Annotated in this window: 20 protein-coding genes; 10 read left to right on the top strand and 10 right to left on the bottom strand. The window is 58.0% G+C overall.

The genetic code is table 11. The annotated features are described in order from the left end of the window. Window positions 1-9: 9 nt before the first annotated feature. The gene (locus tag ACYX4K_RS16725; protein ID WP_475091021.1) at window positions 10-426 is read right to left on the bottom strand and encodes a RipA family octameric membrane protein; all 417 of its coding nucleotides are present in this window, start codon (window positions 424-426) and stop codon (window positions 10-12) included. A gap of 30 nt (window positions 427-456) precedes the next feature. Further along, entirely contained in the window at window positions 457-936 is a 480-nt protein-coding gene (locus ACYX4K_RS16720; protein ID WP_475091022.1) for a YciI family protein, read from the bottom strand. A gap of 372 nt (window positions 937-1,308) precedes the next feature. On the opposite strand from ACYX4K_RS16720, the gene ACYX4K_RS16715 reads away from it, so the two are divergent. Continuing rightward, the gene (locus ACYX4K_RS16715; RefSeq protein WP_475091023.1) at window positions 1,309-3,858 is read left to right on the top strand and encodes a TonB-dependent receptor; all 2,550 of its coding nucleotides are present in this window, start codon (window positions 1,309-1,311) and stop codon (window positions 3,856-3,858) included. Window positions 3,859-4,040: 182 nt separating this feature from the next. Here the strand turns inward: ACYX4K_RS16715 and acs are convergent, their stop codons facing one another. The 5 genes from acs to panC all read right to left on the bottom strand — a co-directional run bounded on the left by acs (window position 4,041) and on the right by panC (window position 10,947). Next, complete coding sequence (acs, locus tag ACYX4K_RS16710; protein WP_475091024.1) at window positions 4,041-5,978, bottom strand: acetate--CoA ligase; 1,938 nt, start codon at window positions 5,976-5,978, stop codon at window positions 4,041-4,043. 441 nt (window positions 5,979-6,419) lie between these two features. Continuing rightward, a complete protein-coding gene (locus ACYX4K_RS16705; RefSeq protein ID WP_475091025.1) occupies window positions 6,420-7,346 on the bottom strand; it encodes a histone deacetylase family protein in 927 nt (308 codons plus the stop codon). 2 nt (window positions 7,347-7,348) lie between these two features. Next, window positions 7,349-9,250 carry a GNAT family N-acetyltransferase gene (locus ACYX4K_RS16700; RefSeq protein ID WP_476178733.1) on the bottom strand — a complete coding sequence of 634 codons (1,902 nt, stop codon included), beginning with the start codon at window positions 9,248-9,250 and terminating at the stop codon, window positions 7,349-7,351. A gap of 426 nt (window positions 9,251-9,676) precedes the next feature. Further along, window positions 9,677-10,066 (bottom strand): aspartate 1-decarboxylase, encoded by a 390-nt coding sequence (gene panD / locus ACYX4K_RS16695; RefSeq protein WP_231759215.1) that lies wholly within the window; start codon window positions 10,064-10,066, stop codon window positions 9,677-9,679. 32 nt (window positions 10,067-10,098) lie between these two features. Further along, window positions 10,099-10,947, bottom strand: coding sequence for a pantoate--beta-alanine ligase (panC, locus tag ACYX4K_RS16690; protein WP_475091027.1), 849 nt, complete (start codon window positions 10,945-10,947; stop codon window positions 10,099-10,101). Window positions 10,948-11,183: 236 nt separating this feature from the next. Between panC and ACYX4K_RS16685 the strand changes: the two genes are divergently transcribed. The 7 genes from ACYX4K_RS16685 (at window position 11,184) to ACYX4K_RS16655 (ending at window position 19,633) form a co-directional block, all read left to right on the top strand. Beyond that, window positions 11,184-11,864, top strand: a complete 681-nt coding sequence (locus tag ACYX4K_RS16685) for a DUF6515 family protein (RefSeq protein ID WP_475091028.1) — start codon at window positions 11,184-11,186, stop codon at window positions 11,862-11,864. A 348-nt stretch (window positions 11,865-12,212) separates the two neighbouring features. After that, window positions 12,213-14,135: a biosynthetic arginine decarboxylase gene (gene speA / locus ACYX4K_RS16680; protein WP_475091029.1), complete on the top strand. Its 1,923-nt coding sequence runs from the start codon at window positions 12,213-12,215 to the stop codon at window positions 14,133-14,135. An 83-nt stretch (window positions 14,136-14,218) separates the two neighbouring features. Next, the gene (locus ACYX4K_RS16675) at window positions 14,219-15,412 is read left to right on the top strand and encodes a saccharopine dehydrogenase family protein (protein WP_475091030.1); all 1,194 of its coding nucleotides are present in this window, start codon (window positions 14,219-14,221) and stop codon (window positions 15,410-15,412) included. Window positions 15,413-15,523: 111 nt separating this feature from the next. Further along, complete coding sequence (gene nspC, locus ACYX4K_RS16670) at window positions 15,524-16,717, top strand: carboxynorspermidine decarboxylase (RefSeq protein WP_475091031.1); 1,194 nt, start codon at window positions 15,524-15,526, stop codon at window positions 16,715-16,717. 383 nt (window positions 16,718-17,100) lie between these two features. Then, window positions 17,101-17,973, top strand: a complete 873-nt coding sequence (gene speB, locus ACYX4K_RS16665) for an agmatinase (protein ID WP_475091032.1) — start codon at window positions 17,101-17,103, stop codon at window positions 17,971-17,973. Between the two features lie 145 nt (window positions 17,974-18,118). Further along, on the top strand, window positions 18,119-18,772 hold the full coding sequence (locus ACYX4K_RS16660) for a DUF6515 family protein (protein WP_475091033.1): 654 nt from the start codon (window positions 18,119-18,121) through the stop codon (window positions 18,770-18,772). A 27-nt stretch (window positions 18,773-18,799) separates the two neighbouring features. Continuing rightward, window positions 18,800-19,633, top strand: a complete 834-nt coding sequence (locus ACYX4K_RS16655) for a cyclase family protein (protein WP_475091034.1) — start codon at window positions 18,800-18,802, stop codon at window positions 19,631-19,633. Window positions 19,634-19,639: 6 nt separating this feature from the next. Here ACYX4K_RS16655 and bioC read toward each other — a convergent pair whose 3' ends face one another. The 3 genes from bioC to bioB are packed head-to-tail and all read right to left on the bottom strand — an operon-like array spanning window position 19,640 to window position 23,474. Continuing rightward, complete coding sequence (gene bioC / locus ACYX4K_RS16650) at window positions 19,640-21,181, bottom strand: malonyl-ACP O-methyltransferase BioC (protein ID WP_475091035.1); 1,542 nt, start codon at window positions 21,179-21,181, stop codon at window positions 19,640-19,642. Continuing rightward, window positions 21,178-22,380, bottom strand: a complete 1,203-nt coding sequence (gene bioF / locus ACYX4K_RS16645) for an 8-amino-7-oxononanoate synthase (protein ID WP_475091036.1) — start codon at window positions 22,378-22,380, stop codon at window positions 21,178-21,180. The genes bioC and bioF overlap by 4 nt, the downstream gene beginning before the upstream one ends. Before the next feature lie 14 nt (window positions 22,381-22,394). Then, a complete protein-coding gene (gene bioB, locus ACYX4K_RS16640; RefSeq protein ID WP_475093899.1) occupies window positions 22,395-23,474 on the bottom strand; it encodes a biotin synthase BioB in 1,080 nt (359 codons plus the stop codon). 205 nt (window positions 23,475-23,679) lie between these two features. Between bioB and ACYX4K_RS16635 the strand changes: the two genes are divergently transcribed. Both ACYX4K_RS16635 and ACYX4K_RS16630 read left to right on the top strand, forming a co-directional pair. Beyond that, window positions 23,680-24,402: a double zinc ribbon domain-containing protein gene (locus tag ACYX4K_RS16635; protein ID WP_476178732.1), complete on the top strand. Its 723-nt coding sequence runs from the start codon at window positions 23,680-23,682 to the stop codon at window positions 24,400-24,402. A gap of 170 nt (window positions 24,403-24,572) precedes the next feature. Then, on the top strand, window positions 24,573-25,463 hold the full coding sequence (locus ACYX4K_RS16630) for a hypothetical protein (RefSeq protein ID WP_475091038.1): 891 nt from the start codon (window positions 24,573-24,575) through the stop codon (window positions 25,461-25,463). Window positions 25,464-25,477: the final 14 nt, after the last annotated feature.

Genomic DNA, 25,477 nt, shown 5'->3' with positions numbered 1-25,477 from the left:
GGGGAGATGCTATACAACGGTGAAGTACGCCAGAAATCCGTAAATGACCACGGCGCTACCGCAGAAAAACTGCCCCAGTATCAGGGCGCGAATGGCGACCGTATAGCGGATACAGCTGCCCTGTGAATGGACATCGCGGGTGAATACCCGTGCCGCTTCCGGCAACTGCGCTTCGGCCGCACGCAGCCCCGGCACCGCCAGGCTCAGCAGCTGACGGCTGCGCATATCCATCACCCAAAACACCGCAGATACAATCACCACAAAACCGCCGAGCAATACCAGAATCAGAGGGTGAAATCCCTTCTCCACGGCAGTGAAGACACCGCCATCGGCAAACATGGACAGGACTACAAAAAAATTGAAGGCTTTTAACCGCTGTTCCGCGTTAAAACGGTAGTGGTCGCACAGGTACTGCTGTTCGTTCACGCGTCGGACTCTGTATTGATTATTGGGTGATTAGGGAGACTGTTGAGCAAGTTTGCTGTGAACACCATTAACGGTTTTCACCGCCGCGGAACCGTACCAGGGGTGCAACTCCATGACCAGGCGCCCAGCCTGAATTGCCGGGTCGGTTTCCGTCAACTTGCGCGCTTCTTCCACGGTATCTACATCGAAGATATAAATACCACGCAGTTCACCACCGTCCAGAAAGGGGCCGGCGAGCACCAGTACACCCTCATTCGCCAATCGCTGAATGTTTGCCAAATGGGCACGCTGCAACTCCGCTGCAGCCACTTTATCCTGATCGCGGTTGGGGCCCGCCTTCAGCAACGCCAGCACATATTTGTGCATCCCATATTTATCGGCACCGAGTTCAGCTGCGAGCTGCGGATCGTGATTGGCTTTATCGTTGCCGGAGTCCGCCACACTGGCGCCGGCCCACAAGCTGAGACAGGCCAGAAGCAACGCGGCCCGGCCCCATGATTGAAGTAGCATTGAGTTTTCTCGCGTATTGTTATTAACAGCGGCGTCGAGGCCGCCTTCCTTACTGTACGGCCATTACATCGATATTACTGCGCCTCAGTATACGCTCAGTAGTATTCCCCCAACAAAAACCCCTTGGGTCCACCGCGCTCTAACCCGCGATCAAGCCTGCCCGTCATTCCAAATTGGCTCCCCTCCCCCGATGAAACGGTTCGGGGAAATTCCCCGTGCGCCGTAGGTCAGCATAAATCCATACAGATGACCCTGGGCCGCGCAATCGGTCATTCACAATACTTTCACTCCGTTGCAATAAAAACGCCCTACTCTCCCCGGCCGGTAAATCAACAAAAACGTTCAGGACAATATAATTTAAGGACTCTTACCATGCGCCAAAACACACGCAAATTCCCAAGATTTTCCGGCGAAAAGACACTACTTGCCCTGGTAATCGGCCTTGCCGCTTCCGGTTCTGCAACGGCACAGCAAAGTGTCGAAAGCATGGAAGAAGTCGAGGTCTACGGAGGCTCCCGCGCGGCACTGGCCAACGCACTGGAGAAAAAACGGACTTCCGATAAAGCATCCAGCGTTGTAGATTCTGACGCCATGGGCAATTTTGCGGATACCAACGTCTCCGAATCCCTGCGCCGTCTGCCCGGCATCATGGTAGAAAACGACCAGGGGGAAGGCCGCTACGTATCCGTGCGTGGAATGAACACCGACCTGAACGCCATGACCATCAACGGCGTGAGCACCGCCTCTCCGGAAAACCGCCGCGGCGTAATGCTGGACGGCGTGCCCTCGGACATGCTCGACTCCATGACCGTGTACAAGACCCTGACCCCAAATCTGGATGCTGACACCATCGGTGGCGCCATCGACCTGGAAACCATCAGCGCCTTCAAATACGACGGCTTCCACAGCAAGGTCAAAGCCGAGACCTCTTACAACGAGCTGACCAAAGACGGAAGCAACCCCAAACTGGCACTGACCGCCACCAATCGTTTCCGCTTGCAAGACGGCGAACTGGGTGTGGCCATGGTGGTCAGCGACCAGACCCGTCACATCGTCGCGCGCAACAATGAAACCGGTGGCTGGGGCGACGAAGCCATCGATTCCGATTTCGAAATGCGCTACTACGACCTGGAGCGCGAGCGCCAGGGTGTGGTGCTGAACTTCGATTATCAGGCCGACAGCGGCAACAGCTACTTCGCGCGCTTCTTCCACAACGAATACACCGACACCGAAGATCGGGCCAAGTGGGAAACCCGCTCCCTGGAAGACGACGCAGTTGTCGAGGGTGATATCGCCACCTATCCCACCCAGCGCATGGATACCGAATCCCGCCCGCGCGTCGAGGTGCGCAGCATCAGCTCCGCCCAGTTCGGCGGTGAATTCCAGCTGAGCGAGCGCAGCACCCTGAAGGCGGAAATCTTCGGCTCACAGGCGGAGCAGGACGACACCAACAAGTGGAACGCCATCTACCGCAGTATCGAACTCGATACGCCGATGACCTACGACAACAGCGACCCGAAAAAACCGGTGCTGAACTACGCCGCCGAGCTGTACGACCCGCAGAACTATTTCCTCAAGGCACTGGAAAGTGAAACCGCCCTCTCCACAGACCAGGATTTCGGCCTGCGTGTGGATATGAACCTGGAACTGAGCGAGGTGACCGAGCTGCAGTACGGTATCAAGTACCGCCAGCGCGACAAGGACAACGAGTTCGACTTCTGCGGCTACGAGCCCATTGACGATGTGACCCTGGCAGAGCACGACAACCGTGTAATCGGCGATTACTTCGGCAACAACCACGGCCCCTCGCCCACCTTTGACGGCGTGCGCGACCTGATCCCGACTCTGGGCAATGGCAGCTTCGCCCTGTCCGACGGCACCAGCTGCCGTGCACCGGGCGACCTCTATGAAATGAGTGGCGACGAGGAAGAAGAATCCATCGCTGCGGACTGGTATGCGGAAGAAGATGTTTTCGCCGGCTACCTGATGGCCACCACCAATACCGACTTCGCCACCTACGTTTACGGCCTGCGCTACGAAGACACCAGCGCCACCTACCGCGGCAAACAGTTCGACGGCGATGCGTACGCCGGCGACGTGGCCTACAACAACGACTACGGCTTCCTCGCGCCGTCGGTGAATGTGCAGCTGCAACTGGCCGACGACCAGGTTCTGCGCCTCGGCCTGTTCCGCTCCCTGGTGCGCCCGGGCTTCGGTGAAGCCAGTGCCGGTGCGGAAATCGATCTGGAAGACAACGAGATCGAGGGCGGCAACCCCTACCTGGAACCCACCACTGCGTGGAACCTGGATGTCAGCTACGAGTACTACGTCGGTGAAGGCACCTTTATCGGCGGCGGTCTTTTCTACAAAGACATCCAGGACGCCATCGTCGAAGTGAGCGCAAGCGACGCCGAACTGCGCGACCGCGTGTGGGACCGTATGGAAACCTACATCAACGCGGACGACAGCCGCATCTGGGGTGCGGAGCTGGCGCTGCAGCACGCCTGGGACAACGGCCTGCTGGCGATGGTCAACTACACCTTTGCCGATGGGGAGACCGACCTGCCGTCGGATTCCGCCTTTGGCGACCGCACCACTCCCTACGTCAAGCAGGCCCGCAACACCGCCAACCTGGCCTTCGGTTACGACAAGGGTGCCTGGGATATCCGCCTGGCCGCCAACTACCGCGACAAGTACCTGGACGAGCTCGGTGACAGCGCACTGAACGATCGCTACACCAGCGATTTCATGCAGGTGGACCTGACCGCGAAGTATGAGGTCAACGACAACCTGACCATCAACGCGGCGGCCATGAACCTCAACGACCGTCCGGAGTTCTACTACTTCGGCAACGAGAGTCGCCTGTCCCAGTACGACGAGTTCGGTTCTACTTACGAGCTGGGCTTCAGCTACACCTTCTAATAAGACGGGAAGTTAAGGGCGAAGGTGGCGATACCGGGTACAGTCTTGTGAGACCTTCCGCGAGAGGGACCTCGCGGAAGAGCCCCCATGGATGGGTTCACGGCGTGTCTCACAAGACTGTACCCGGTAGCGCCACCGCCACTTAGTTAGAAATTAACGAAACAAGTGTGCAACAGCGGTACTTAACGATTGGCCCGATGATCCACCAGCTCGTCTACCACGGACGGATCCGCCAGGGTCGAGGTGTCCCCCAGTGAATCCAGCTCGTTACTGGCAATCTTGCGCAGGATACGGCGCATGATCTTGCCGGAGCGGGTTTTCGGCAGTCCCGGGGCCCACTGGATGATATCCGGCTTGGCGATGGGGCCGATTTCCTGTACGCACAGGTCGATCAGTTCCTTCCGCAGCTCTTCCGACGGCTCGCGGCCATTTTTCAGAGTCACGTAGCAGTAGATACCCTGGCCCTTGATATCGTGGGGATAACCCACCACCGCCGCCTCCGCAGTATCCTCGTGCAGCACGATGGCGCTCTCGATTTCCGCGGTACCCAGACGGTGCCCGGAAACATTCAGCACGTCATCGATACGCCCGGTAATCCAGTAGTAACCATCGGCATCGCGGCGCGCGCCGTCGCCGGTAAAGTAGTAACCGGGGAAGGTGGAGAAGTAGGTGTCGATCATGCGCTGATGATCGCCGTACACGCTGCGAATCATGCTCGGCCAGCTGGCCTTCATCACCAGCGCACCTTCGCCTTCACCCTCGATTTCCTGGCCTTTCTCGTCCAGCAGTGCCGGCTGTACACCAAAAAATGGATTGGTCGCGGAGCCCGGCTTCAGCGCAGTGGCGCCGGGCAGCGGCGTGATCAGGTGTGCACCGGTTTCGGTCTGCCACCAGGTGTCCACGATCGGGCAGCGCTTTTCGCCCACCACGTCGTAGTACCACTCCCAGGCTTCCGGATTGATCGGTTCACCCACGGTGCCCAGCAGTTTCAGCGAGCTGCGGTCGCACTTGGTGACGAAGTCATCGCCGGCACCCATCAAAGCGCGGATTGCGGTGGGGGCGGTGTAGAAGGTATTCACCTTGTGTTTTTCCACCACCTGCCAGCAGCGGGAGGCATCCGGATAGGTAGGCACACCTTCAAACATCAGCGAGATGGCACCGGCACACAGCGGGCCGTACACAATGTAGCTGTGGCCGGTAATCCAGCCCACATCCGCGGTACACCAGAACACATCACCTTCCTTGTAATCGAAGGCGTATTTGAAGGTCATGGTGGAAGCGAGCAGGTAGCCGGCAGTGGTGTGCAATACACCCTTGGGTTTGCCGGTGGAGCCGGAGGTGTAGAGGATAAACAGCGGGTCTTCCGCGTTCATTGGCTCCGGTGCGCAGTCGGTGCTCTGTTCGGCGACGGATTCGGCGTACCAGATGTCGCGTTTGCTGTCCCAATCGATATTGGCACCGGTGCGCTTGACCACGATGGCGGTGTGTACGTCCGGGCAGCTCGCGAGCGCCCTATCTACATTGGCTTTCAGCGGTACTTTTCTGCCACCGCGCACACCTTCGTCGGCGGTGATCACCAGGCGACAGTCGGAGTCGAGAATACGGTCTTTCAGGGAGTCCGGGGAGAAGCCACCAAAGACCACCGAGTGCACCGCACCAATGCGGGTACAGGCGAGCATGGCGTAGGCGGCTTCGGGGATCATCGGCATGTAGATGCACACGCGATCGCCCTTGTTCACGCCGCGGGCTTTCAGCAGATTGGCGAGGCGACCAACCTGTTCGTGCAATTCCCGGTAGGTGATGTTTTTACTGTCGGCGGGATCGTCGCCCTCCCAGATCAGCGCGGTCTGCTCGGCGCGAGTGGGAAGGTGGCGATCGATACAGTTGACGGAGACATTCAGTTCGCCGTCGGCAAACCAGGCCGCATGGCCTTTTTTCAGATCTTCTTCCACCACTTTGGTGAACGGCTTGCTCCACTGCAGGAAGTCGTTGGCCTGCTGGGACCAGAATGCTTGCGGGTCTTCTACCGACTGGCGGTACATGCGCTGGTAGTCGTCTTTGTTGACGAGGGTATCGGCGGCGAAGGTTTCGGGCACCGGGTAGGTGTGCACTTCAGACATCGTTTTCTCCCTTATTAGTATTATCGGGCTGCTGCGCCATCCGTTAAGCGAGCTGTAAGTGAGCAATCGCTTCGGCGCATTCATCGCAGTTGTTTGCCCGGGTGCGTCCGCGTGCGGACCCTGGGGCATTTATCCCGATAAGTTATACCACTGGCGGCCAAGAAATGACAACGCTGTCACCTCTTCTTTCATATCATCATAGCGTGAGGGGTTTTGGGTTTCCCACCTTTGGGTTGGATTCTGGTGCCTTTTTGTTGGTTCTGGTTTTGGTTTGGGGTGGCCACTGTTTCACCTCGTGGCCGCCAGGCACCGGGTGGTGGCTTTCAGGACCGCTGCAAGTACATCCATGTACGCTGCGTGAGCGACGTCCCTGTCGCTCACGCTCCTGAAAGCCACCACCCGGCACTTGGCCTTAGCTTCAAGAGCAGTGTGTTCGACCTGTTAGCTGCCGATCAGACCTTTGAGGTGTGCAACCACACTGCGCCCCAGTGCGGACAGGGCATAACCGCCCTCAAGTGCGGAAACAATTCGGCCTTCGCAATTCTTGTCCGCGTACTCCCGCAGTCTTTCGGTTACCCACAAATAATCTTCTTCCTTGAAGCGCAGCTGCGCCATGGCGTCTTCGACATGTCCGTCAAAACCGGCGGAGATAAACAGCATCTGCGGTTGGAATTTTTCCAACGCGGGCAACCATTGGGTGGTCACGACTTGGCGCAGGGCATCGCCGCCGGCGCCGGCTTCGAGGGGGGAGTTGACGATATTGCCGGGCAGGTCGCCGGTGCCGCTAAACGGGTAGTAGGGGGACTGGAAGCTGGAGCAGAGCAGGTAACCTTCGCGGCCGGCGACGAAGTCTTCGGTGCCGTTGCCGTGGTGGACGTCGAAGTCGAGAATGGCGACGCGCTCTAGGCCGTGTTGTGCGCGGGCGTGGGCGGCGGCGATGGCGATGTTGTTGAACAGGCAGAAGCCCATGGCTTTGTCCCGCTCGGCGTGGTGGCCCGGTGGGCGGACGGCGCAGAAAGCGGCGTTGATTTCCCCGGCAATGACGCGATCCACGGCGTCGATACCACTGCCGGCGGCGTGTAATGCGGCGGCGAGAGTGTGGGGGGTCATGCGGGTATCTTCGTCGAGGACTTCGATGCCCTCGCTGGGGGCGCGATCAAACAGGGAGGCGACGTATTCCGGTGTATGTACCCGCTCGAGCTGCGCGCGGGTGGCTTGGGGGGCGTCGAAGAAGCGCAGCACGTATTCCATGCCGCTGCTTAACAACTGGTCCTGGATGGCATCGAGCCGCGCGGGACACTCCGGGTGGTCTTCGCCCATATCGTGGCGGCTGCAGGCGGGGTCTGAGAAAAATCCAACGGTCGCCATAGTCAGTCCCTCGCGTCCCTGTCGCCATCACGGTCTGTTTTGTTTTCGTCTTGGGTGAGATCCAGTTCCAGATAGAGTTCATCCATGGAGTCCCCCATGCGTGTGGTGAAGCCGTTACTTTCAAAAATTTTCAGCATGGGCTTGTTGTCCCGACGCACGCAGGCAAACATTTTTTGAATGCCCCGTTTGCGCGCGATGCTTTCCATTTCTTCCAATAGAGTGGAAGCAATACCTTTGCCGCGACGGCTTTCCTTGATGACGAACGCCACTTCGCAGCTGTCGTCGGCTTGGTAATAGTAATAACGGCCAACACCCTGAATGACCTCGCTGGCCCCATCGAGATCGGTAAAGCACAGGGCGAGATCTTTACGCTGATCCACACTGACCAGACTGCAGGATTTTTCCCGGGACATCTGCGTGACATGGTGGTTGTAACGCATCATCAGGGTTTCTTTGTTGTGGGTGTAGAAAAACTCCTGAAGCCTGCGCTCGTCGGACGGGCGCAGGGGACGCAGAGTATAGGGGATGCCGTCAAAGGTGTAGCGTTTCTGATCCACCGGGCCCAGCTCCGGCACGGTGGTGGGCGCCTGCTCCTGGTATTCCGGCACCCAGTAGAATTCCCGCACTTTTTCCAGCAGTTCCCGGCGAAAATCCGGATGGGCGATTCGAATCATTTCCAGGGTACGTTCGCGCACGCTTTTCCCCCGCAGGGAGGCGATACCATATTCGGTGACGACGTAATGCACATGGGCGCGGGAGGTCACTACGCCTCCACCGGGGGTGAGCGACGCGACGATGCGGGAGACCAGCCTGCCATCTTTATCCTTCGCGGTAAACGGCAAAGCGATGATCGGTTTACCGCCCTTGCTCAGGGCTGCACCGCGAATAAAATCCACCTGCCCGCCGATACCGCTGTACAGGCGACTACCGATGGAATCGGAAACCACCTGCCCGGTCAGGTCCACCTCGATGGCACTGTTGATGGCGACCATTTTGTCGTTGCGGGCGATTTTTACCGGGGAGCTGACATGCTCCGCCGGATACAGCTCCACATGGGGATTGCCGTCGATAAAGTCGTACAGCATTTTCGAACCCATGCAGTAGCTGGTGATGGTCTTTCCCCGGTGATAGGTTTTCTTGCGGTTGTTGATCACACCGCTTTTCATCAATTGGGCCACGCCGTCAGAAATCATTTCCGAGTGCACACCCAGGTCTTTGTGATTGCCCAGGTAGCGCAGCACGGCATCGTGCACCTTGCCCATGCCGATCTGCAAGGTGGAGCCATTTTCTACCAGTACCGACACATACTGCCCGATCTGTTCGACCGCCTGATCCATTTCCGGCGGCGGTGATTCGGGGATTGCAGCCTCGGCGGTCATCCAGGCGTCGATCTGGTCGCGGTGGATAAAGGTGTGGCCGTTGGTGCGCGGCATACAGGGATTGATCTGGGCAATGACCGTGCTGGCATTTTTCACCGCGGACGACACGACATCGACACTCACTCCCAGGGAGCAGTAACCCAGTTCATCCGGTGGGCTGACCATGATCAGCGCGGCATCCAGTGGCAGCACATGATCACTGAACAGTTTTGGCACTTCGGAAAGAAACGTCGGCGTATAGTCCGCCCGCCCCTCCGCCACCGCATTGCGCACGGCGGTGCCACCGATATACAGGGCGTTTACAGTAAACAGCTCGGCGTACTTGCGCTGGGCCCAGAAATTATCCGACAGGGTAAAGACGTGGGTCACTTCAATATCATTGAGGCCACGACTATTGGCGACCAGGTCGGCCATCAGTTCATTGGGGACAGCGGCGTGAGAGCCGAGGAATATCCGGCAGCCGCTCTTTAGCAGCTGATCCCAGGCGAGAGGTTCGTTGGTCTTGGGGCTTGTCAGGAATGACATTGGGAGGCTGAATTCCTACCGAGGTTTTTGGCCTATGGTAGGCGGGTGGCTTCTTGGTCACAAGACCGGATTGTGACCCCCTCTAAGCAGGTGGGGTGGCGGTCAGGCACCGGGTGGAAGTTTTCAGGACCGCTGTAAATACGTCCCTGTACGCTGCGTCGGCGACGTCCCTGTCGCCGACGCTCCTGAAAACTTCCACCCGGTACCTGCCCTTAACATTAAGTGCAGAGTTCTTTCAGGCAGCAACTAACGAAGCTCAGGAGTTCACATCGAAGGCAGAGTGCCGGGGATTGGTTTTCGGAAGCGTCGCAAACAGGATGTTTGCGCCGCAGCGCCCAGGGATGGGTTCACAGCGGTTCCGAAAACCAATCCCCGGTGCTTTGCCGCCACCAAAGGAAAGATAAACGGAACCACAGAGGCCCAAAATTAAGCAGGCTCTGACATCTGAACAGGAATGGTATTGGTACTGCGCTCAACCCGATTCTGCTCATCCAGATAAACCAGCTTGGGTTTGAAAGTATCCGCTTCAGACTCAGACATCTGCGCATAGGCCGCGATGATAATTCGGTCCCCAACCTGCACCCGGCGGGCGGCAGCACCATTCATGGAAATAATCCCGGAGCCACGCTCCGCAAGAATCACATAAGTGTGGAAGCGCTCGCCGTTGGATACATTGTAAATATCGATTTTCTCAAACTCGCGCAGCCCGGCCAGCTCCACCAGATCTTCATCAATCGCGCAGGAGCCGTCATACCAGAGCTCCGCCTGGGTGACCGCCGCCATATGCAGTTTGCCCTTCAGCATCTCAATTTGCATAACCTGACTCCTAAATTTCTACTACCAACTTTTCAAACACTCAACGAAACATTGTCGATCAACCGCGCACCACTGGTGTACATCGCCCCCAGAATGGTGATCTCACGGTCATCGTGGGCGGCGGGTTGCAGGTCCTTGCTGTTGCAGATGGAGAAGTAATCCACCTTGAAACCTGCGTCCTGAATTTTCCCACGCGCCTCTTCTTCCAGCACCGGAAAATCTTTGCGGCCGTTTTTGATTTCATCACTCACCCAGTTCAACGACTGATTCAGAACCGCCACTTTCGGGCGCTCCTCCTCGGTGAGATAGCCATTGCGCGAACTCATCGCCAGACCATCGTCCTCGCGATGCACCGACGCCGCGACAATTTCCACCGGAATACACAGGTCTTCCACCATGCGGCGGATCACTGCCAGCTGCTGAAAGTCCTTGATGCCGAACACTGCCTTGTCCGGCTGCACGATATTGAACAGCTTGGCCACCACGGTAGTGACCCCCTCAAAGTGCCCCGGGCGGCTTGCGCCACACAGTACATCGGTCATCGCCGGGCAGATCACTTTGGTCTGCTGGTCCATGCCGTTGGGGTAGATCTCGGCTTCTTCCGGGTGGAACAGGTAGTCACAGTCGGCCGCGCGCAGCTTCGCCATGTCTTCCTGCATGGTGCGCGGATAGGTGTCCCAATCCTCGTTCAATCCGAATTGCAAGCGGTTGACGAAGATAGAAACCACCACCACATCACAGTGCTGGTGCGCCAGGTTGACCAGCTCGATATGGGCATCGTGGAGGTTACCCATCGTGGGCACAAACCCGATGGTCTTGCCAGCGCGACGGGCTTCGGCCAGCGCCTCGCGCAGGCTGGCCACATGGTGAAAAACTTGCATGAACGGGGTTCCGCCAGAGGTATACACGGGCGGCATATTACCCCCCCGCGTCCGGCGGAACAAATGACGTGAACCAGTTGAAACCATTGGTCACATTCGGTTTTTGCCATCACCCCGGTACGCCGCTGGTGGTTCAGGAAGGATTCAGTGTACGCGGGGCAAACTGCACTCCAAGTTATCGAGAAGCCCACTTCAAGGGCACAAGACAGCCGCCTCGGCGGCTGGGGAGAGCGACCATGAAGAGATTGATCAGCGTCTTTGCCGCTGCCGGCCTGCTCCTTGCGGCTGCGCCGAGCCTTGCGGACCGTGACGATCGCCATCACCGCGGAGAACAGCGGGATAAATATGTAAAACAGCAGCGCGACAGGCATCACACCAAGGTTCGCGACATTGAAAACCGGCGCAGGGACGCGGTGAACCGCCATCTGGATCGTGCCAATGCACGTGAGGACCACCGAAAAAACCGGGATGACCGGGATCGCCGCAACCACCGCAAGGTGGAGAATCGTCACCACGACAAACGCCATCGCGACCGCAAGCCCGGCAAACCCTATTATGCCGGCCACCACAAACCGCATCGTCCCAAGTATCGCCCTCACTACCGGCCACACAAGCACCGCTGGCGTCCCAGCCACTACGGGTACGGCTACCGCTGGAAACGCCTTCCGCGCAGTTATGTCAGCATCCGCTTTGGCGGTTTCGGGTACTACTACAGCGATGGCATCTTCTATCGCCCCCACGGTGTAGGGTATGTGGTCACGCAGGCACCGGTCGGCGCCTTTGTTCGCACCCTGCCGGGCACTGCAGTGAGCGTGACCTTCAATGGCTTCAACTATTACGTCGCCTATGACACCTACTACCGCTGGGACCGCGCCCGCCGCGGGTATCTGGTAGTCGCCAACCCCGGATTCATCTAATCGTTCGCTCCAGCCCCAATAACCGAATGAACATTCGGTTATTTTCCCAGGCGACTCCCTTGAGTCGCCTTTTTTTCGCCTGAACAACGAGGCTTGATACGCCAGTTTCCGGGCACTTTCTGCCTTAGAAGTATTCCTGCTAAAAAACCGAACAAAAATTTAATTTTAAGCTTTAAAAAAAGGCAAAATTTCTTTTCTATAGTTATTGCTTTCCACACACTCTGGCCCCAAGATTCGCGCCCCAAACGGACCCCTGGTACGGTCCCTTACAGTCATTTACAACACACCGGAACTCAATTCGGAGAACGCTTTCAGAACCCCAGAGGTTCTTCCAACTGAAAAGGCGCCATGAAACAGCAACAAATCGAAAACTGGACCTGCGAAGACTCCGCAGAGCTTTACGGCATCCGCAACTGGGGCGCCGGCTACTTCAATTTGAACCAGTCCGGCGAAATCACCGTGGAAGTGAAGAACGAAGCCGGTGATTTGCATGCGGTTTCCCTGCTGGATATCGCCCACGGCGCCACCGAGCGCGGCCTTGGCATGCCCCTGCTGGTGCGCTTTGAAAACCTGCTCGACGCCCAGATCGCACGCATCAACAATTCTTTCCGCAGCGCCATCGAGAGCAGCGGCTACAAGAATGTGTTCCGCGGCGTATTCCCGATCAAGGTGAACCAGCAGTGCCAGGTGATCGAAGAGATCGCCAAGGCCGGTCGTCAGTTCGGTCACGGGCTGGAAGCGGGCAGCAAGGCGGAGCTGATCGCGGCGCTGTCGATCCTCGACAACACCGACGCGCTGATTGTGTGCAACGGCTACAAGGACGAAGAGTTCATCAATCTGGGCTTGCAGGCCCAGCGTCTCGGCGTACAGGTATTCTTCGTGGTGGAAACCCCCTCGGAAGTGGACACCATCATCCACTGTGCCGAGCGCGAGAAGGTCGAGCCCAATATCGGCGTGCGGGTAAAACTGGCGAGCAAGGTGGGAGGCTACTGGAATGCCACCAGTGGCGACCGCAGTATTTTCGGCCTCGGCAGTAACGACCTGATCGCGATGGTCGACAAGCTGCGCGACCACAATATGCTGCACTGCCTGAAGCTGCTGCACTACCACCTGGGCTCGCAGGTGCCGAACATCCGCGACATCCGCACCGGTGTGCTGGAAGCCTGCCGCTACTACGCGGACCTGGTGGAAGAAGGCGCAGCCATGGGTTACCTGGATCTTGGCGGTGGCCTGGCGGTGGACTATGACGGCTCCAAAACCAACTATACCCACTCCAAGAACTACTCCCTGGACGAGTACTGTGTGGACGTGGTGGAAGCCATCATGGGCACCCTGGACAGTGAGGGCGTGGAGCATCCGGTGATCATTACCGAGTCCGGCCGCGCCACGGTAGCCTATTCGTCGGTATTGCTGTTCAACATTCTGGATACCACCAGCTTCGAACCTATCGAGCTGGAGGAAGACCAGATCGGCGAAGACGCGCACCCGATGCTGAAGAACCTGCAGCACGCGCTACAGAGTGTGACGCCGCGAAATCTGCAGGAGAGTTACAACGATGGCCTCTACTATCGCGACGAGATCCGCGCACTCTACCTGCACGGCCAGGTAAGCCTGCGGGACCGCGCGCTGGCGGAGAATCTGTTCCTGCAGTGCGCGCAGAAAATTCGCAAGCTACTGGACGAGGTGGAGCAGATACCGGTGGACTTGCAGGCCTTACCTGAGGTGCTGTCCGACATTTATTACGCGAACGTGAGTGTGTTTCAGTCCCTGCCGGATATCTGGGCCATCGACCAGCTGTTCCCGCTGGTGCCGGTGCACCGTCTGGATGAAGCGCCGACCCGTTCGGCGATTATCGCGGACATCACCTGCGACTGCGACGGCAAGATCGATCGCTTTATCGACCGCCAGGATGTGCGCAAGACGTTGCCGGTGCACTCGCTGAAAGAGGGCGAAGAGTACATTCTCGGGACCTTCCTGGTGGGTGCCTATCAGGAAACCCTGGGTGACCTGCACAACCTGTTTGGTGATACCAACGTGGTGAGTGTGCGCATTGAAGAAGATGGCAGTGTGGATTACAGCCGTGAAATTCACGGGGACAGCATTGCCGACGTGTTGAGTTACGTCGAGTACTCACCCCAGGATCTGTTTGAGCGTTTCCGCAAACTGGCGGAGCGGGCGGTCAAAGAGAAGCGGATCACGCCGCAGCAGCGGAAGGATATTCTGCATACCTACACCGCGAGCATGAGTGGTTACACCTATTTTGAGAAATAGCGGGCAGAAATTCCGTCGCTCACAAAATAGCTTTAAATAACAATTCATTGGTTTTCCCAATATCAGAATCAGGGAGAAAAAATATGGCCAACGTTCTGATTGTAGGCGCCGGCGGCGTCGGTCAGGTGGTTGCACACAAATGTGCGCAGGTTGAAGAAGTATTCGAGAATATTACGCTCGCCAGCCGCACCAAATCCAAGTGCGACAAGATCGCCGATATGCTGCCGCGCAAAATCGATACCGCGGAAGTGGATGCGGACAACGTCAAGGAAATGGTCGCGCTGATCGAAAAGGTCAAACCGGACATGGTCATCAACGTGGCCCTGCCGTACCAGGACCTGCACATTATGGATGCGTGCCTGGAAACCGGTGTGCACTACCTGGACACCGCCAACTACGAACCGCCGGAAGAGGCCAAGTTCGAGTACAGCTGGCAGTGGGCCTATAAAGACAAGTTCGAGAAAGCCGGCCTGATGGCGCTGCTGGGCAGTGGTTTTGATCCGGGTGTCACCAGCGTGTTCACCGCTTATGCCAAGAAGCACCACTTCGACCGCATCAAGACCCTGGACATCCTGGACTGTAACGCCGGTGATCACGGCCTGCCGTTTGCCACCAACTTCAACCCGGAGATCAACATCCGCGAGATCACCGCGAATGGTCGCTACTGGGAAGACGGCAAATGGGTGACCACCAAGCCCATGGAAGAAAAGCGGGTATTCGAGTTCCCGGAAGGTATCGGTGAGAAAGACCTGTACCTGCTGTATCACGAAGAGCTGGAATCCCTGTCCACGCACTTCCCGGAAATCGAGCGCGCGCGTTTCTGGATGACCTTCGGTGCCAGCTACCTGAAGCACCTGGAAGTGCTGCAGAATGTGGGCATGACCAGCATCGAGCCGATTGAATTCCAGGGCCAGGAAATTGTGCCGATTCAGTTCCTGAAGGCACTGCTGCCGGACCCGGCGAGCCTCGGCCCGCTGACCAAGGGCAAGACCTGTATCGGCAACATCATCAAGGGTGTGAAAGACGGCGAAGAGAAAATCTACTACGTCTACAACATCTGCGATCACCAGGAGGCCTATAAGGAAGTGCAGTCCCAGGCCATTTCCTACACCACCGGTGTGCCGGCCATGATCGGCGCCAAGATGATGATGGAAGGCAAGTGGATGAAGCCCGGCGTGTGGAATATGGAGCAGCTGGATCCCGATCCCTTTATGGACGACCTGAACAAGTACGGCCTGCCCTGGCAGGAAACCTGGTTGGACAAACCGTTCGTTTAACCTTTCCATCTGGATACCGGCCTTCGCCGGTATGACGATCACCGTCACCCCGGCGAAGGCCGGGGTCCAGTATTCCACGCGATAGACTTTCAGGAACCACACCTCCCACCTATGGACCTCACTCCCCGCAAAGACTACTTCGGCGAATTCGACCCCACCCGCGTTTCCACCCCGTGCTTCGTAGTGGACGAAATCGCCCTGCGCGACAATCTCGAAGTCCTCGCCGATGTGCAAAAGCGCAGCGGCGCCAAGGTGCTCGCCGCGCTGAAAGCGTTTTCGATGTTCAGCATCGGGCCCATCGTCGCGGAGTATCTTTCCGGCACCTGCGCCAGCGGCATCAACGAAGCGCGACTGGGCTTCGAAGAGTACGGCGGCAAGGATAAGGGCAAAGAGGTACACGTTTTCAGTGCCGGCTACAAAGAGCAGGAACTGAAAGACATCCTCGAGTTCGCGCACCATGTAATCTTCAATTCGTTCTCCCAGTGGAAACGCTACAAGTCTTTGTGCCTGGAAGCGCAGAAGAAGCGCCCGGAGTTGCAGTTCGGCCTGCGCATCAACCCGGAACACTCGGAAGGTCACACCCCGATCTACGATCCCTGCGCGCCCTGCTCGCGCCTGGGTATCGTGCGCTCGCTGTTTGACGGCGAAGACTTAACCGGTATTAGCGGCCTGCATTTCCACACTTTGTGTGAACAGGACTTCAAGCCGTTGGAGCGCACCATCAAGGCGGTGGAAGAAAAGTTTGGCGATCTGATTCCGCAAATGCAGTGGATCAACTTCGGCGGCGGCCACCATATCACCCGTTGCGATTATCAGGTGGAAGAACTGATCAGTGCCGTGAAAGCTTTTTCCGAGAAGCACGATGTGCAGGTGTATCTGGAGCCCGGCGAAGCGGTTGCGCTATTTTGCGGTGTGTTGGTCGGCGAGGTGGTCGACCTGGCCTGGAACGGCAAGAACCAGGCGATCCTCGATGTCTCCGCTACCTGCCATATGCCGGATGTGATCGAGATGCCTTACCGCCCGGAAATCACCGGTGCATCACTGCCGGAGGAACTCCCCCACGCCTATCAGCTGGGCGGGCAGAGTTGTCTCGCGGGTGACAGAATTGGCGAATACAGTTTTGCCGATCCACTGAAAATCGGCGACCGGATTGTGTTTGAAGAAATGGCCTACTACACCATGGTCAAAACCAATACCTTCAACGGCATTCCTTTACCTTCCATTGCTTTGTGGAATTCGGATACCGACGAATTGCGAATGATCAAAGAATTCGGGTACGAGGACTTTAAAAGTCGCCTCTCGTGACGCCCACCCACCGCAGGAGCTCTGAAGCAATTGCGGTGGCGGTGAAGCACCGGGTGAAAGGTTTCAAAACCGAGCTAGGCGCCCCCCTGGGAATACATCCCTGTACGCTGCGTCGGCGACGTCCCTGTCGCCGACGCTTTTGAAACCTTTCACCCGGCACTTCACCTTAATATCTAGCCATACTGCTTCGTAAGGTACTTGAGAGGAATACGTACTCAAATACCACGGAGCTGAATACTTGAAGCGAAGGTGGAGTGGCGGGTGCAGGTTTTCAGGAGCGTCGCAAACAGGATGTTTGCGCCGCAGCGCCCAGGGATGGGTTCACAGCGGTCCTGAAAACCTGCACCCGCCACTCCGCCGCCACAAACGGTTACAAAGAACCCATGCACCAAGAAGACCCCAACATTTTCCTCGGTTCCGAAATCGAGCAGCCGAAGCCCGAAGATGCCCTGTTCCATATTCTGCCGATACCGTACGAAGAAACCGTCTCCTACGGCGGTGGTACCGGCAAGGGCCCGGCGGCGATTATCGAAGCGTCCCACCAGCTGGAAACCTTCGATAACTTTTCGTCCCCCTGTGAACTCGGCATCTACACCCGCGACCCGGTAGACGTCAGCGGCCCCGCCGAAACAGTCATGGACAATATCGCCAGCGCCACCACCGATATTCTCAGACAGGGAAAAATGCCCGTGGGTATCGGCGGAGAACACTCCGTCACCTGGGGCATTATCAAAGGCTACCTGGACGCCGGGATCAGCGACTTCGGCGTGGTACAGATCGACGCCCACGCCGACCTGCGCGACCGCTACGAAGGCCACAAACACAGCCACGCCAGCGTTATGCGCCTGGTGTGTGAAGCGGGTATCCCGCTGTATCAGCTGGGGATTCGCGCCTACTGTGAAGAAGAGATGCAAGCGCGCAAGCAATACAACGTGCGCTACCTGGACGCCCACCAGCTGGTGCCCACCCAGATCCAGTCCATCGAGCTGCCGGAAGACTTCCCCAGCAAGGTGTTCTTCACCCTGGATATCGACGGCATGGACCCATCGGTCTTCCCGTCTACCGGCACCCCGGTACCCGGCGGTCTCGGCTGGTACCAGACTCTCAACCTGTTCGAATCTGTCGCCAAGCAGCGGGAAATCATCGGCTTTGACCTGCTGGAGTTCGCCCCCATCGAAGCCTTCCACGCCTACGAATTTGGCGCGGCACAGCTGCTGTACAAACTGATGGGTATCGTCCAGCGCAATCGACATTGAGAGCAGTGCAGTGGCCCACGGGTCACCGCCACCAATGCGCTGAAATGACAATTCTTAACGATCGATTGGGCGCCGCCCGTAGCGCGCATCGCCAGATGCGTTTATTATTTGTTCAATAGTAAGTGCTCGCTTCGCGGGGGATTCAATGAACAAAACGGCAAAAATTTTGACGTTCGGCGTAGGCGTCGCAGCCCTGCTGTCGATGGCCTTTGCCGCACCGCCAGCTTCCGCACACGGCGGTCATCGCGGCCATTATCACGGCCCGGGCCATCATCATCGCGGATATTGGGGCCCACGCTACCGGGGTCCACGAATTGGCATCGGTGTGACGGTTCCGGTACTGCCCGGTGGCTTTGTAAACCTGAACGTGGGCGGTCGGCCCTATTTCTACGGTGGCGGCGCCTTCTATCGCCCAGGCCCCCGGGGCTACGTGACCGTGGCGGCACCTCTGGGAGCTGCGGTGCTGACGTTGCCCGCCAGTGCGGTGCGGGTTCAGGTCGGTGGCTTCACCTACTATCAGTACGGGGGCGCCTACTATCAGTGGCAACCGCCGGTGAACCGCTACGTGGTGGTTCCTGCACCGGCTGCAGTCACCACCACCGTTACTACCACCACAACAACCACATCGGGACCGGTAGCTCACGGGGCCGCCTACAGCCCTGGCCAGGTGGTGGAGACCCTGCCCACTGGCTATAGCGCAGAAGTAATCAACGGCATCCAGTACTACCGCTACGGCGGCCACTATTTTATGCCCACCCAGCGGGATGGCCGCGAGGTGTATGTGGTGGTGCAGGTTTAATCGCGAATAAATCAACAAGGAACTGTTATGCACCTGCGGACACGGACGTCCCGACTCCTGGCAATCACCCTACTGGCAACCACGTGGATCACCACGGCTTTTTCTTCCCCACCATTGGCCGACGTTTTTCCCCAGGGCCGCTGGATTGACCTGTCCCACGATTTCGCCGACGACACTCTCTATTGGCCGACGGCCGATAAGTTTGCCAAGAGCACAGTGTTCGCCGGGGAGACAGACAAAGGTTATTACTACTCCGCCTACAACCTGGCGACCGCTGAGCACGGCGGTACCCATGTCGACGCACCGGTACACTTTGCCCGCGACCATATCAGCGTGGACAAAATACCCCTTGAGCAGTTGATTGGCCCCGGGATCGTGATCCGCGTAGCAGATCAAGTCGGTAAAAAAGATAAGGCGGACCGCAATTACCTGATTTCCGTCGCGGATATTGAACGCTGGGAAAATCAGCACGGCACTATCGCAAAAGACACCATCGTGCTGTTCGATACCGGCAATGCGCAGTACTGGCCGGATGCGGAAAAATATATGGGCACCGCCGAGCGCGGTGACGCGGCAGTGGCAAAATTGAACTTCCCGGGGCTATCGCCGGAGGCGGCGATTTTTCTCGCCGAGAAGCGCGGGGTGAAAGCGGTGGGGCTGGATACGCCGAGCATTGATTACGGTGCATCCAGGCTTTTCAGAACCCACCGGGAATTATTCAAACGGAACATTCCCGCTCTGGAAAATGTGGCGAATCTCAAGTCATTACCAGACAAGGGCTTCACGCTGATTGCACTGCCGATGAAAATTCGCGGTGGCAGTGGTGGCCCGACTCGGGTGGTGGCGTTTATTCCCCAATAGCGGCCGTTAAACGGATGCGGCTACGCCCAATGCAGCCGCATCAGCGTCACGGTGTGCCAATTGCAGATACAGCACCTGATACGTGGCCGGTAGGCCTGCGGGGGTGCGCTGCCGTTCATAGGCTTCGGTCAGCGTGCGCAACTTTTCCCGGCTCAGCAGCCCCTTGCCCGCTGCGCGATTGACGTTGTGGGCACCGATACTTTTCAGTTCCTGCATCAGGGTTTTGAGCTTATTGAAGTGTAAGGCGCGCTGTTCGGTGCTGCTTGCGCAATCCAGATGATTACTTTCGCAGGCACTGCGCCAGTCGTCGACCTCCAGGAAACGGTTTACGTGTACCGCATCGTCCACCGCCGCCCAGCTCGTTTCCAGTTCTCGCAAGGTGCCCGGCACCAGGGTGGAAATCAGGGTATTGCCAGCAGGGCTCATTACGCGGCGGATCTCGGCAAACAGTTTCGGCAAATCGTAGCACCACTGCAGGGCGAAGCTGGAAAACACCAGATCGATCGTTCCGTCCGCCAGCGGTAACTGCTCCGCGTCCGCGGCCACGTAACCATTCGCCGCCGGGCGATGCTCACGGGCGTAGCCCAGCATCTGCGGGGCGATATCTAGGGCGATGATTTCCGCATCGGGGAAGCGTTTGCGCAACAGCGCACTGCCGTAGCCGGTGCCGCTGCCGAGATCGAGAATCCGTTTCGGCGACCAGCTTTCTCCGGCGCGGCTCAACAGCTCGCGGCAAACCGCGCGCTGTAAATGGGCCGCGGCATCGTAGCTTGCGGCCGCACGACCGAAGGCGCGCGCCACCGAGGATTTTTCCAGTGGTGCTGAGTTATGGTTTAGTGGCGCAACAAAGCCCTTGATGAGCCCGGTAATTTCTTGCGGACGACTCAGATGCGGGCAGTGACCCGAATTGGGAATGATTTCGACCTGCGCGCTCAGGACCTCAATTTCACGCGCTGCAGCGACCGGGACCAATGCATCCCCATCGCCGAAAATATGCAACGCGGGGATTTTTAGATTCGCCAGTAAAGCGCGGTTATCCAGCTCACCCAAACAGTTCAGTGCATCCGACCAGCTTTGCGGAATCGGCGCAGGCTGCCAGCCCTTCAGGGCTTTTAACAAGCTGCGCATCTCCGAGTCACCGCGCGCCTCCAGGCCGCAAAAGCGCGCGACGTTTTTCTCCGGAGCCTCACGCTGGGCGCGGCAGAACTCTGCAAAGACACTTTCATCCATTCCCGGCCAATCGTCCCGTGCAACAAAGCTACCATTGCTGGCAATGGTAATCAGGCCGCGAACTTTACTGCTTGTCGCCGCCATTCTCGCTGCCAGCATTCCGCCCAGGGACCAGCCGATCAGTACACAATCCTCGGGTAGCTGTGCTTCCAGTTGAGCAAGCAGTTCGTCGGTATTCGGCCAGGACTCCTGCGCCCGCGCACCGAAGCCCGGCAGCTCGATATTGACGGTCTCCCCGAACAATCCTTCCAGCTGTACGAACAGTGACTGCCAGCAGCGCGCGTCGCCGCCCCAACCGTGGATCAGCGCCAGGTTCATACCGCCACCTCGCGACCTTTGATTGCTGCCAGCGCCTCGACCAGTGCAGACAGTAATCCGTCGATCTGAATCTCCGTGTGTGCAGCCGAGAGGGTGATACGCAGGCGCGCGGTGCCAGCGGGCACCGTGGGTGGGCGAATGGCCCCGACCAGGTAGCCCGCTTTCTGCAACTGTCCGGCAACATCCATTACGGTTTTTTCGCAGCCCAGCACCAGCGGCTGAATCGCACTGGTGGAGTTTTCCAGCGGCAGTTCGAGTGCGGCGGCGCGCTCGCGAAAATAAGCAATGCGCTGCTGCAGGGTTTCCCGCAATGGCTCCTGCTGCATCAATTCCAGTGCGCGCAGACAGCCCGCCGCCACCGCCGGTGGCATGCCGGTGGTGTAAATATAGGTGCGGGCAAACTGGGTCAGATAATCGATCAGAGCTTGAGAACCGGCAATAAAGGCACCGCCATTACCAGCGGCCTTGCCCAGTGTACCCATGACGATAGGTGCAGAATCCTGATCCAGCCCCGCTGCGGCAACGCTACCGGCACAGGGAAATTCATCGCTGCCCATCACGCCGAGGCCGTGGGCCTCGTCCACCATCAACCAGGCATCAAAGCGCTGACACAAAGACGCCATTTCAGCGAGCGGCGCGCTATCACCGTCCATGCTGTAGACGCCGTCCACCGCCAGCAGGATTTTTCCGTCAGACTTTTCCCGTGCGCGCCGGAGCTGCCGCTCCAGGCCGCGCAGGTCATTGTGGGCAAAGCGCAGATACTGGGCGCCAGAAATACGCCCGCCGTCGATCAGCGATGCATGATTGAGCTTGTCCTGCACCACAAAATCACCGCGCCCCACCAGCGCGTTGATCGCGCCCACATTGGCCATATAACCACTGCCAAACAACAGCGCGGCCTCGCGCCCGGTGACTTCGGCGATCTTGTGTTGCAGCTGCCGGTGAATATCGAAATGGCCATTGACGAGATGGGAGGCGGTCGCCCCCGCGCCCAGGAGCGCGCCGCGCTGCTGCGCGGCGATCACCTCAGGATGCGAGGCCAAGCCGAGGTAATCGTTGCTACTGAACGCGATCAGCTCGCGGCCATCGACCACCGCCACCGGGCCCGGCGCGGCATCGAGAATTTTGTGCTGGCGATACAACTGCTGCGCCCGGCGCTCGGCCAGGCGCGTGTTCAGAAAATTCTGTAGGCTGGACACAACAACCGATGCACTTACGCCTTGGCGGCGTCGTAGAAGTGGTCGTTATAAAGGGTTTCATTTTGTTGGTCTGCAATCTGGGATTGCAGCTCCGCTTCCACCGCCGCTTCGTCTTCGTGCTGGTGGTATTCCTCCGGCTTGATACCAAGGCGGTTGAATAGCTGCATATCCTTGTTGGCTTCCGGGTTACCGGTGGTGAGCAGTTTTTCCCCGTAAAAGATGGAATTGGCACCGGCGAGGAACGCCAGGGACTGCATCTCATCGTTCATGGATTCGCGGCCGGCGGACAGGCGCACGTGGGACCTCGGCATCATGATGCGGGCCACGGCGATGCAGCGGATAAACTCGAACGGATCGAGATCCTTGTTGTTTTCCAGCGGGGTGCCGGCGACTTTCACCAGCATATTGATGGGCACGGATTCCGGCTGCTCAGACAGATTCGCCAGCTGCATCAGCAGCCCCGCGCGATCTTTCTCTTCTTCCCCCAGACCGATAATGCCACCGGCACACACCTTCATACCCGCCGCGCGCACATTGGACAGGGTGTTCAGGCGATCTTCGTAGGTGCGGGTGGTGATGATATCGCCGTAGTATTCCGGCGAGGTATCCAGGTTGTGGTTGTAATAATCGAGGCCGGCGTCCGCCAGGTCTTTTGCCTGATCATCGGAGAGCATCCCCAGGGTCATGCAGGTCTCGAGCCCGAGGGACTTCACTTCCTTCACCATCCTGGTGACATAAGGCATGTCTTTTTTCTTCGGCGAGCGCCAGGCGGCACCCATACAGAAGCGGGTGGCACCGCTGGCCTTAGCCGCACGGGCCTCTTCCACCACCGCCTCGACCTTCATCAGCTTCTCGCGCTCCAGGCCGGTATCGTAGCGGGCACTCTGGGGGCAGTAGCTGCAGTCTTCCGGACAGGCGCCGGTCTTGATGGAGCAGAGGGTGCTCACCTGTACCCGGTTGGCGTCAAAATGCTGGCGGTGCACCGTCTGCGCGGTGAACAGCAGATCGTTGAACGGCATAGCAAACAGGTCCAGCACCTGCTGGCGGGTCCAGTCGTGGCGCACCTGGCCGTAGGTCGAAGACGCGGAAGACATTTGCGGGTTGGCAGTCACAGGGATTATTCTCCTCAGACAGCGGGACTCGCTGGTCACCGCGTCGTGATCGGTCGTACAACCGGGTTATTCCGTAAAGCTCGTCAGTTTAGCGGTGCCCCCTTCGCTGTCAACCAAGAGAACCAGCTCTGGTTTACAAGTGTCGATCCGGGTGCTGAATGGAGAATTGCGATCAGGGAGGATTGCAGTGGCGTTACACCGTCTTTTTGGTCAGATTATCAGCCGCTCGGTAGACCGGCACCTGGCGCGCTGCCTGCTGTGCGGTAGCGGGGAAGAGGTGCAGTTCGGCATCTGCGGCCCTTGCCAGCAGGAGTTACCGGGCCTGGAACACCCCTGCCAGCGATGCGCTCTCCCACTGGCGGCCCCCAGCGACCACACCTGCGCCGGTTGCCTGCAACACCCCCCTCCCCAATCCAACAGCTACGCCAGCTGGACCTACGCCTATCCGATATCGCAACTGGTACAGCGCTTCAAATACCGCCGCGACCTCGCCGCCGGCCGCACCCTCGCCGAACTCACCGCCGAACAGCTGAAAGCGCAGATAAAAGGAGATCAACGCCCGGACCTGCTTGTGCCGGTACCCATGCACTGGCGCAAGCAACTGTTCGAACGCGGCTACAACCAGGCCCAGCTGATCGCGGATATCCTCGGCAAACACTGGCGCATCCCGGTAAACGCCCGCGCCCTGCGCAAGATCACCGCCACCGGTAGCCAGCAGAAGCTGAAACGTACCCAACGGCGCAAAAACCTGATTCGCAGTTTTAAGGCGCATCCTAAGGTACAGGGACTGCATATCGGACTGGTGGATGATGTGATTACCACCGGTGCTACGGTGGAGGCGGCGGCGCAGTCGCTGCTGGATGCTGGTGCAAAGAACATAAGTACATTTGCATTGGCGCGAGTGCCATAGAGAACCGGATTACCCTTAGCCCGCACGCAAAACACCCGAATAATTTTCACAGGTGTCCCAGTTAAAACCCTGTAATAACAGGTAATTCCCAGCCGCTAGGATCCCTATGAATGTTCCGGTAAAGTTACATCCGATGAACCTATCAATCAGGCCAAACCCGAAATTTCTCCATGCTCAAACGACTCTTCGCCTCGCGCAAACACCCCTACGTTCCCGGCCTGAATCAGCGGGAGAAAATCGAGATCGACATTTCCGGCAGCCGCCTAACCATGCTGCTGCCACCGCATAGTGATTCCGAAGGGTTCCGGCGGGAGCCTCCGCCACGCCACATCAACCTACACGACCCGGATATGTTTTATACCGATGAGGAGTTACCGGAATGGCAGCGGAGTGGGTCGTCCTTCTACCATGGGCCAAAGGCAAATCGCCACTGGGAATTCTTCGGGCCCCCCTGGCGCTCTCGCCCCTATGGCTTTATAGCGTTTAGCATGCCTATTTCACGCCAAGACGCCATGCCGGAAGGAATGAGCTGTTTCAATCCGGCACATCTAGAGCAAGTAATCGACCGAGCCCTCTACTTTGGTACAGGTGGACCTGCACAGCCAACTTTCCCAAAAGAAAATGGACCATTCAACTGGCAGTTACAGCGAAAATCTGGAGTAACGGGTATCTATTTTGAATCCCACCGTGATTTTTCAGACTGCACCTCTGAACCCGAACCTTTCGAGCTAGCATCTCGAACTAGTGTATTAGTTCTTCCTCTCGAACACCGCTACTGCCTAAGTATTTCGTTCCGTTATTTTGGCTACGCGCCAGCAGAGGACTGCCTCAAAAATATGAATAATGTCAGAGATTCGATATTGAATTCGATTCAGTTAGACCTTGCTCCTACAGCAATAGAGCAGCTATCTGAAGCACAGAAAAAATGGCCCGACGCCAGAGCTAGCGAGAATCGCGAACCAGAATCATGGCAATACCCTGAGTGGCGCGCTGGAAAAAACAATGAGCCGGAAATAGTTATTCTCAAACCCGGTAGCCCACACCCCGTATTTACTCCCTGACACATTAATTGACT

The organism is Microbulbifer sp. ABF4_107, from assembly GCF_056312215.1.
Note: the sequence above shows the minus strand (reverse complement) of the source record. Positions and strands in the feature narration are given on the sequence as shown.

Bases quoted from the DNA above. Each gene is read 5' to 3' on its own strand.
- ACYX4K_RS16685 (WP_475091028.1), top strand. From the start codon at position 11,184: ATGAAGAGATTGATCAGCGTCTTTGCCGCTGCCGGCCTGCTCCTTGCG.
- ACYX4K_RS16655 (WP_475091034.1), top strand. From the start codon at position 18,800: ATGCACCTGCGGACACGGACGTCCCGACTCCTGGCAATCACCCTACTG.
- speA (WP_475091029.1), top strand. From the start codon at position 12,213: ATGAAACAGCAACAAATCGAAAACTGGACCTGCGAAGACTCCGCAGAG.
- ACYX4K_RS16700 (WP_476178733.1), bottom strand. From the start codon at position 9,250: ATGTCATTCCTGACAAGCCCCAAGACCAACGAACCTCTCGCCTGGGAT.
- ACYX4K_RS16675 (WP_475091030.1), top strand. From the start codon at position 14,219: ATGGCCAACGTTCTGATTGTAGGCGCCGGCGGCGTCGGTCAGGTGGTT.
- bioC (WP_475091035.1), bottom strand. From the start codon at position 21,181: ATGAACCTGGCGCTGATCCACGGTTGGGGCGGCGACGCGCGCTGCTGG.
- speB (WP_475091032.1), top strand. From the start codon at position 17,101: ATGCACCAAGAAGACCCCAACATTTTCCTCGGTTCCGAAATCGAGCAG.
- ACYX4K_RS16715 (WP_475091023.1), top strand. From the start codon at position 1,309: ATGCGCCAAAACACACGCAAATTCCCAAGATTTTCCGGCGAAAAGACA.
- ACYX4K_RS16720 (WP_475091022.1), bottom strand. From the start codon at position 936: ATGCTACTTCAATCATGGGGCCGGGCCGCGTTGCTTCTGGCCTGTCTC.
- ACYX4K_RS16705 (WP_475091025.1), bottom strand. From the start codon at position 7,346: ATGGCGACCGTTGGATTTTTCTCAGACCCCGCCTGCAGCCGCCACGAT.
- ACYX4K_RS16630 (WP_475091038.1), top strand. From the start codon at position 24,573: ATGCTCAAACGACTCTTCGCCTCGCGCAAACACCCCTACGTTCCCGGC.
- bioB (WP_475093899.1), bottom strand. From the start codon at position 23,474: ATGTCTTCCGCGTCTTCGACCTACGGCCAGGTGCGCCACGACTGGACC.
- panC (WP_475091027.1), bottom strand. From the start codon at position 10,947: ATGCAAGTTTTTCACCATGTGGCCAGCCTGCGCGAGGCGCTGGCCGAA.
- acs (WP_475091024.1), bottom strand. From the start codon at position 5,978: ATGTCTGAAGTGCACACCTACCCGGTGCCCGAAACCTTCGCCGCCGAT.
- ACYX4K_RS16660 (WP_475091033.1), top strand. From the start codon at position 18,119: ATGAACAAAACGGCAAAAATTTTGACGTTCGGCGTAGGCGTCGCAGCC.
- nspC (WP_475091031.1), top strand. From the start codon at position 15,524: ATGGACCTCACTCCCCGCAAAGACTACTTCGGCGAATTCGACCCCACC.
- panD (WP_231759215.1), bottom strand. From the start codon at position 10,066: ATGCAAATTGAGATGCTGAAGGGCAAACTGCATATGGCGGCGGTCACC.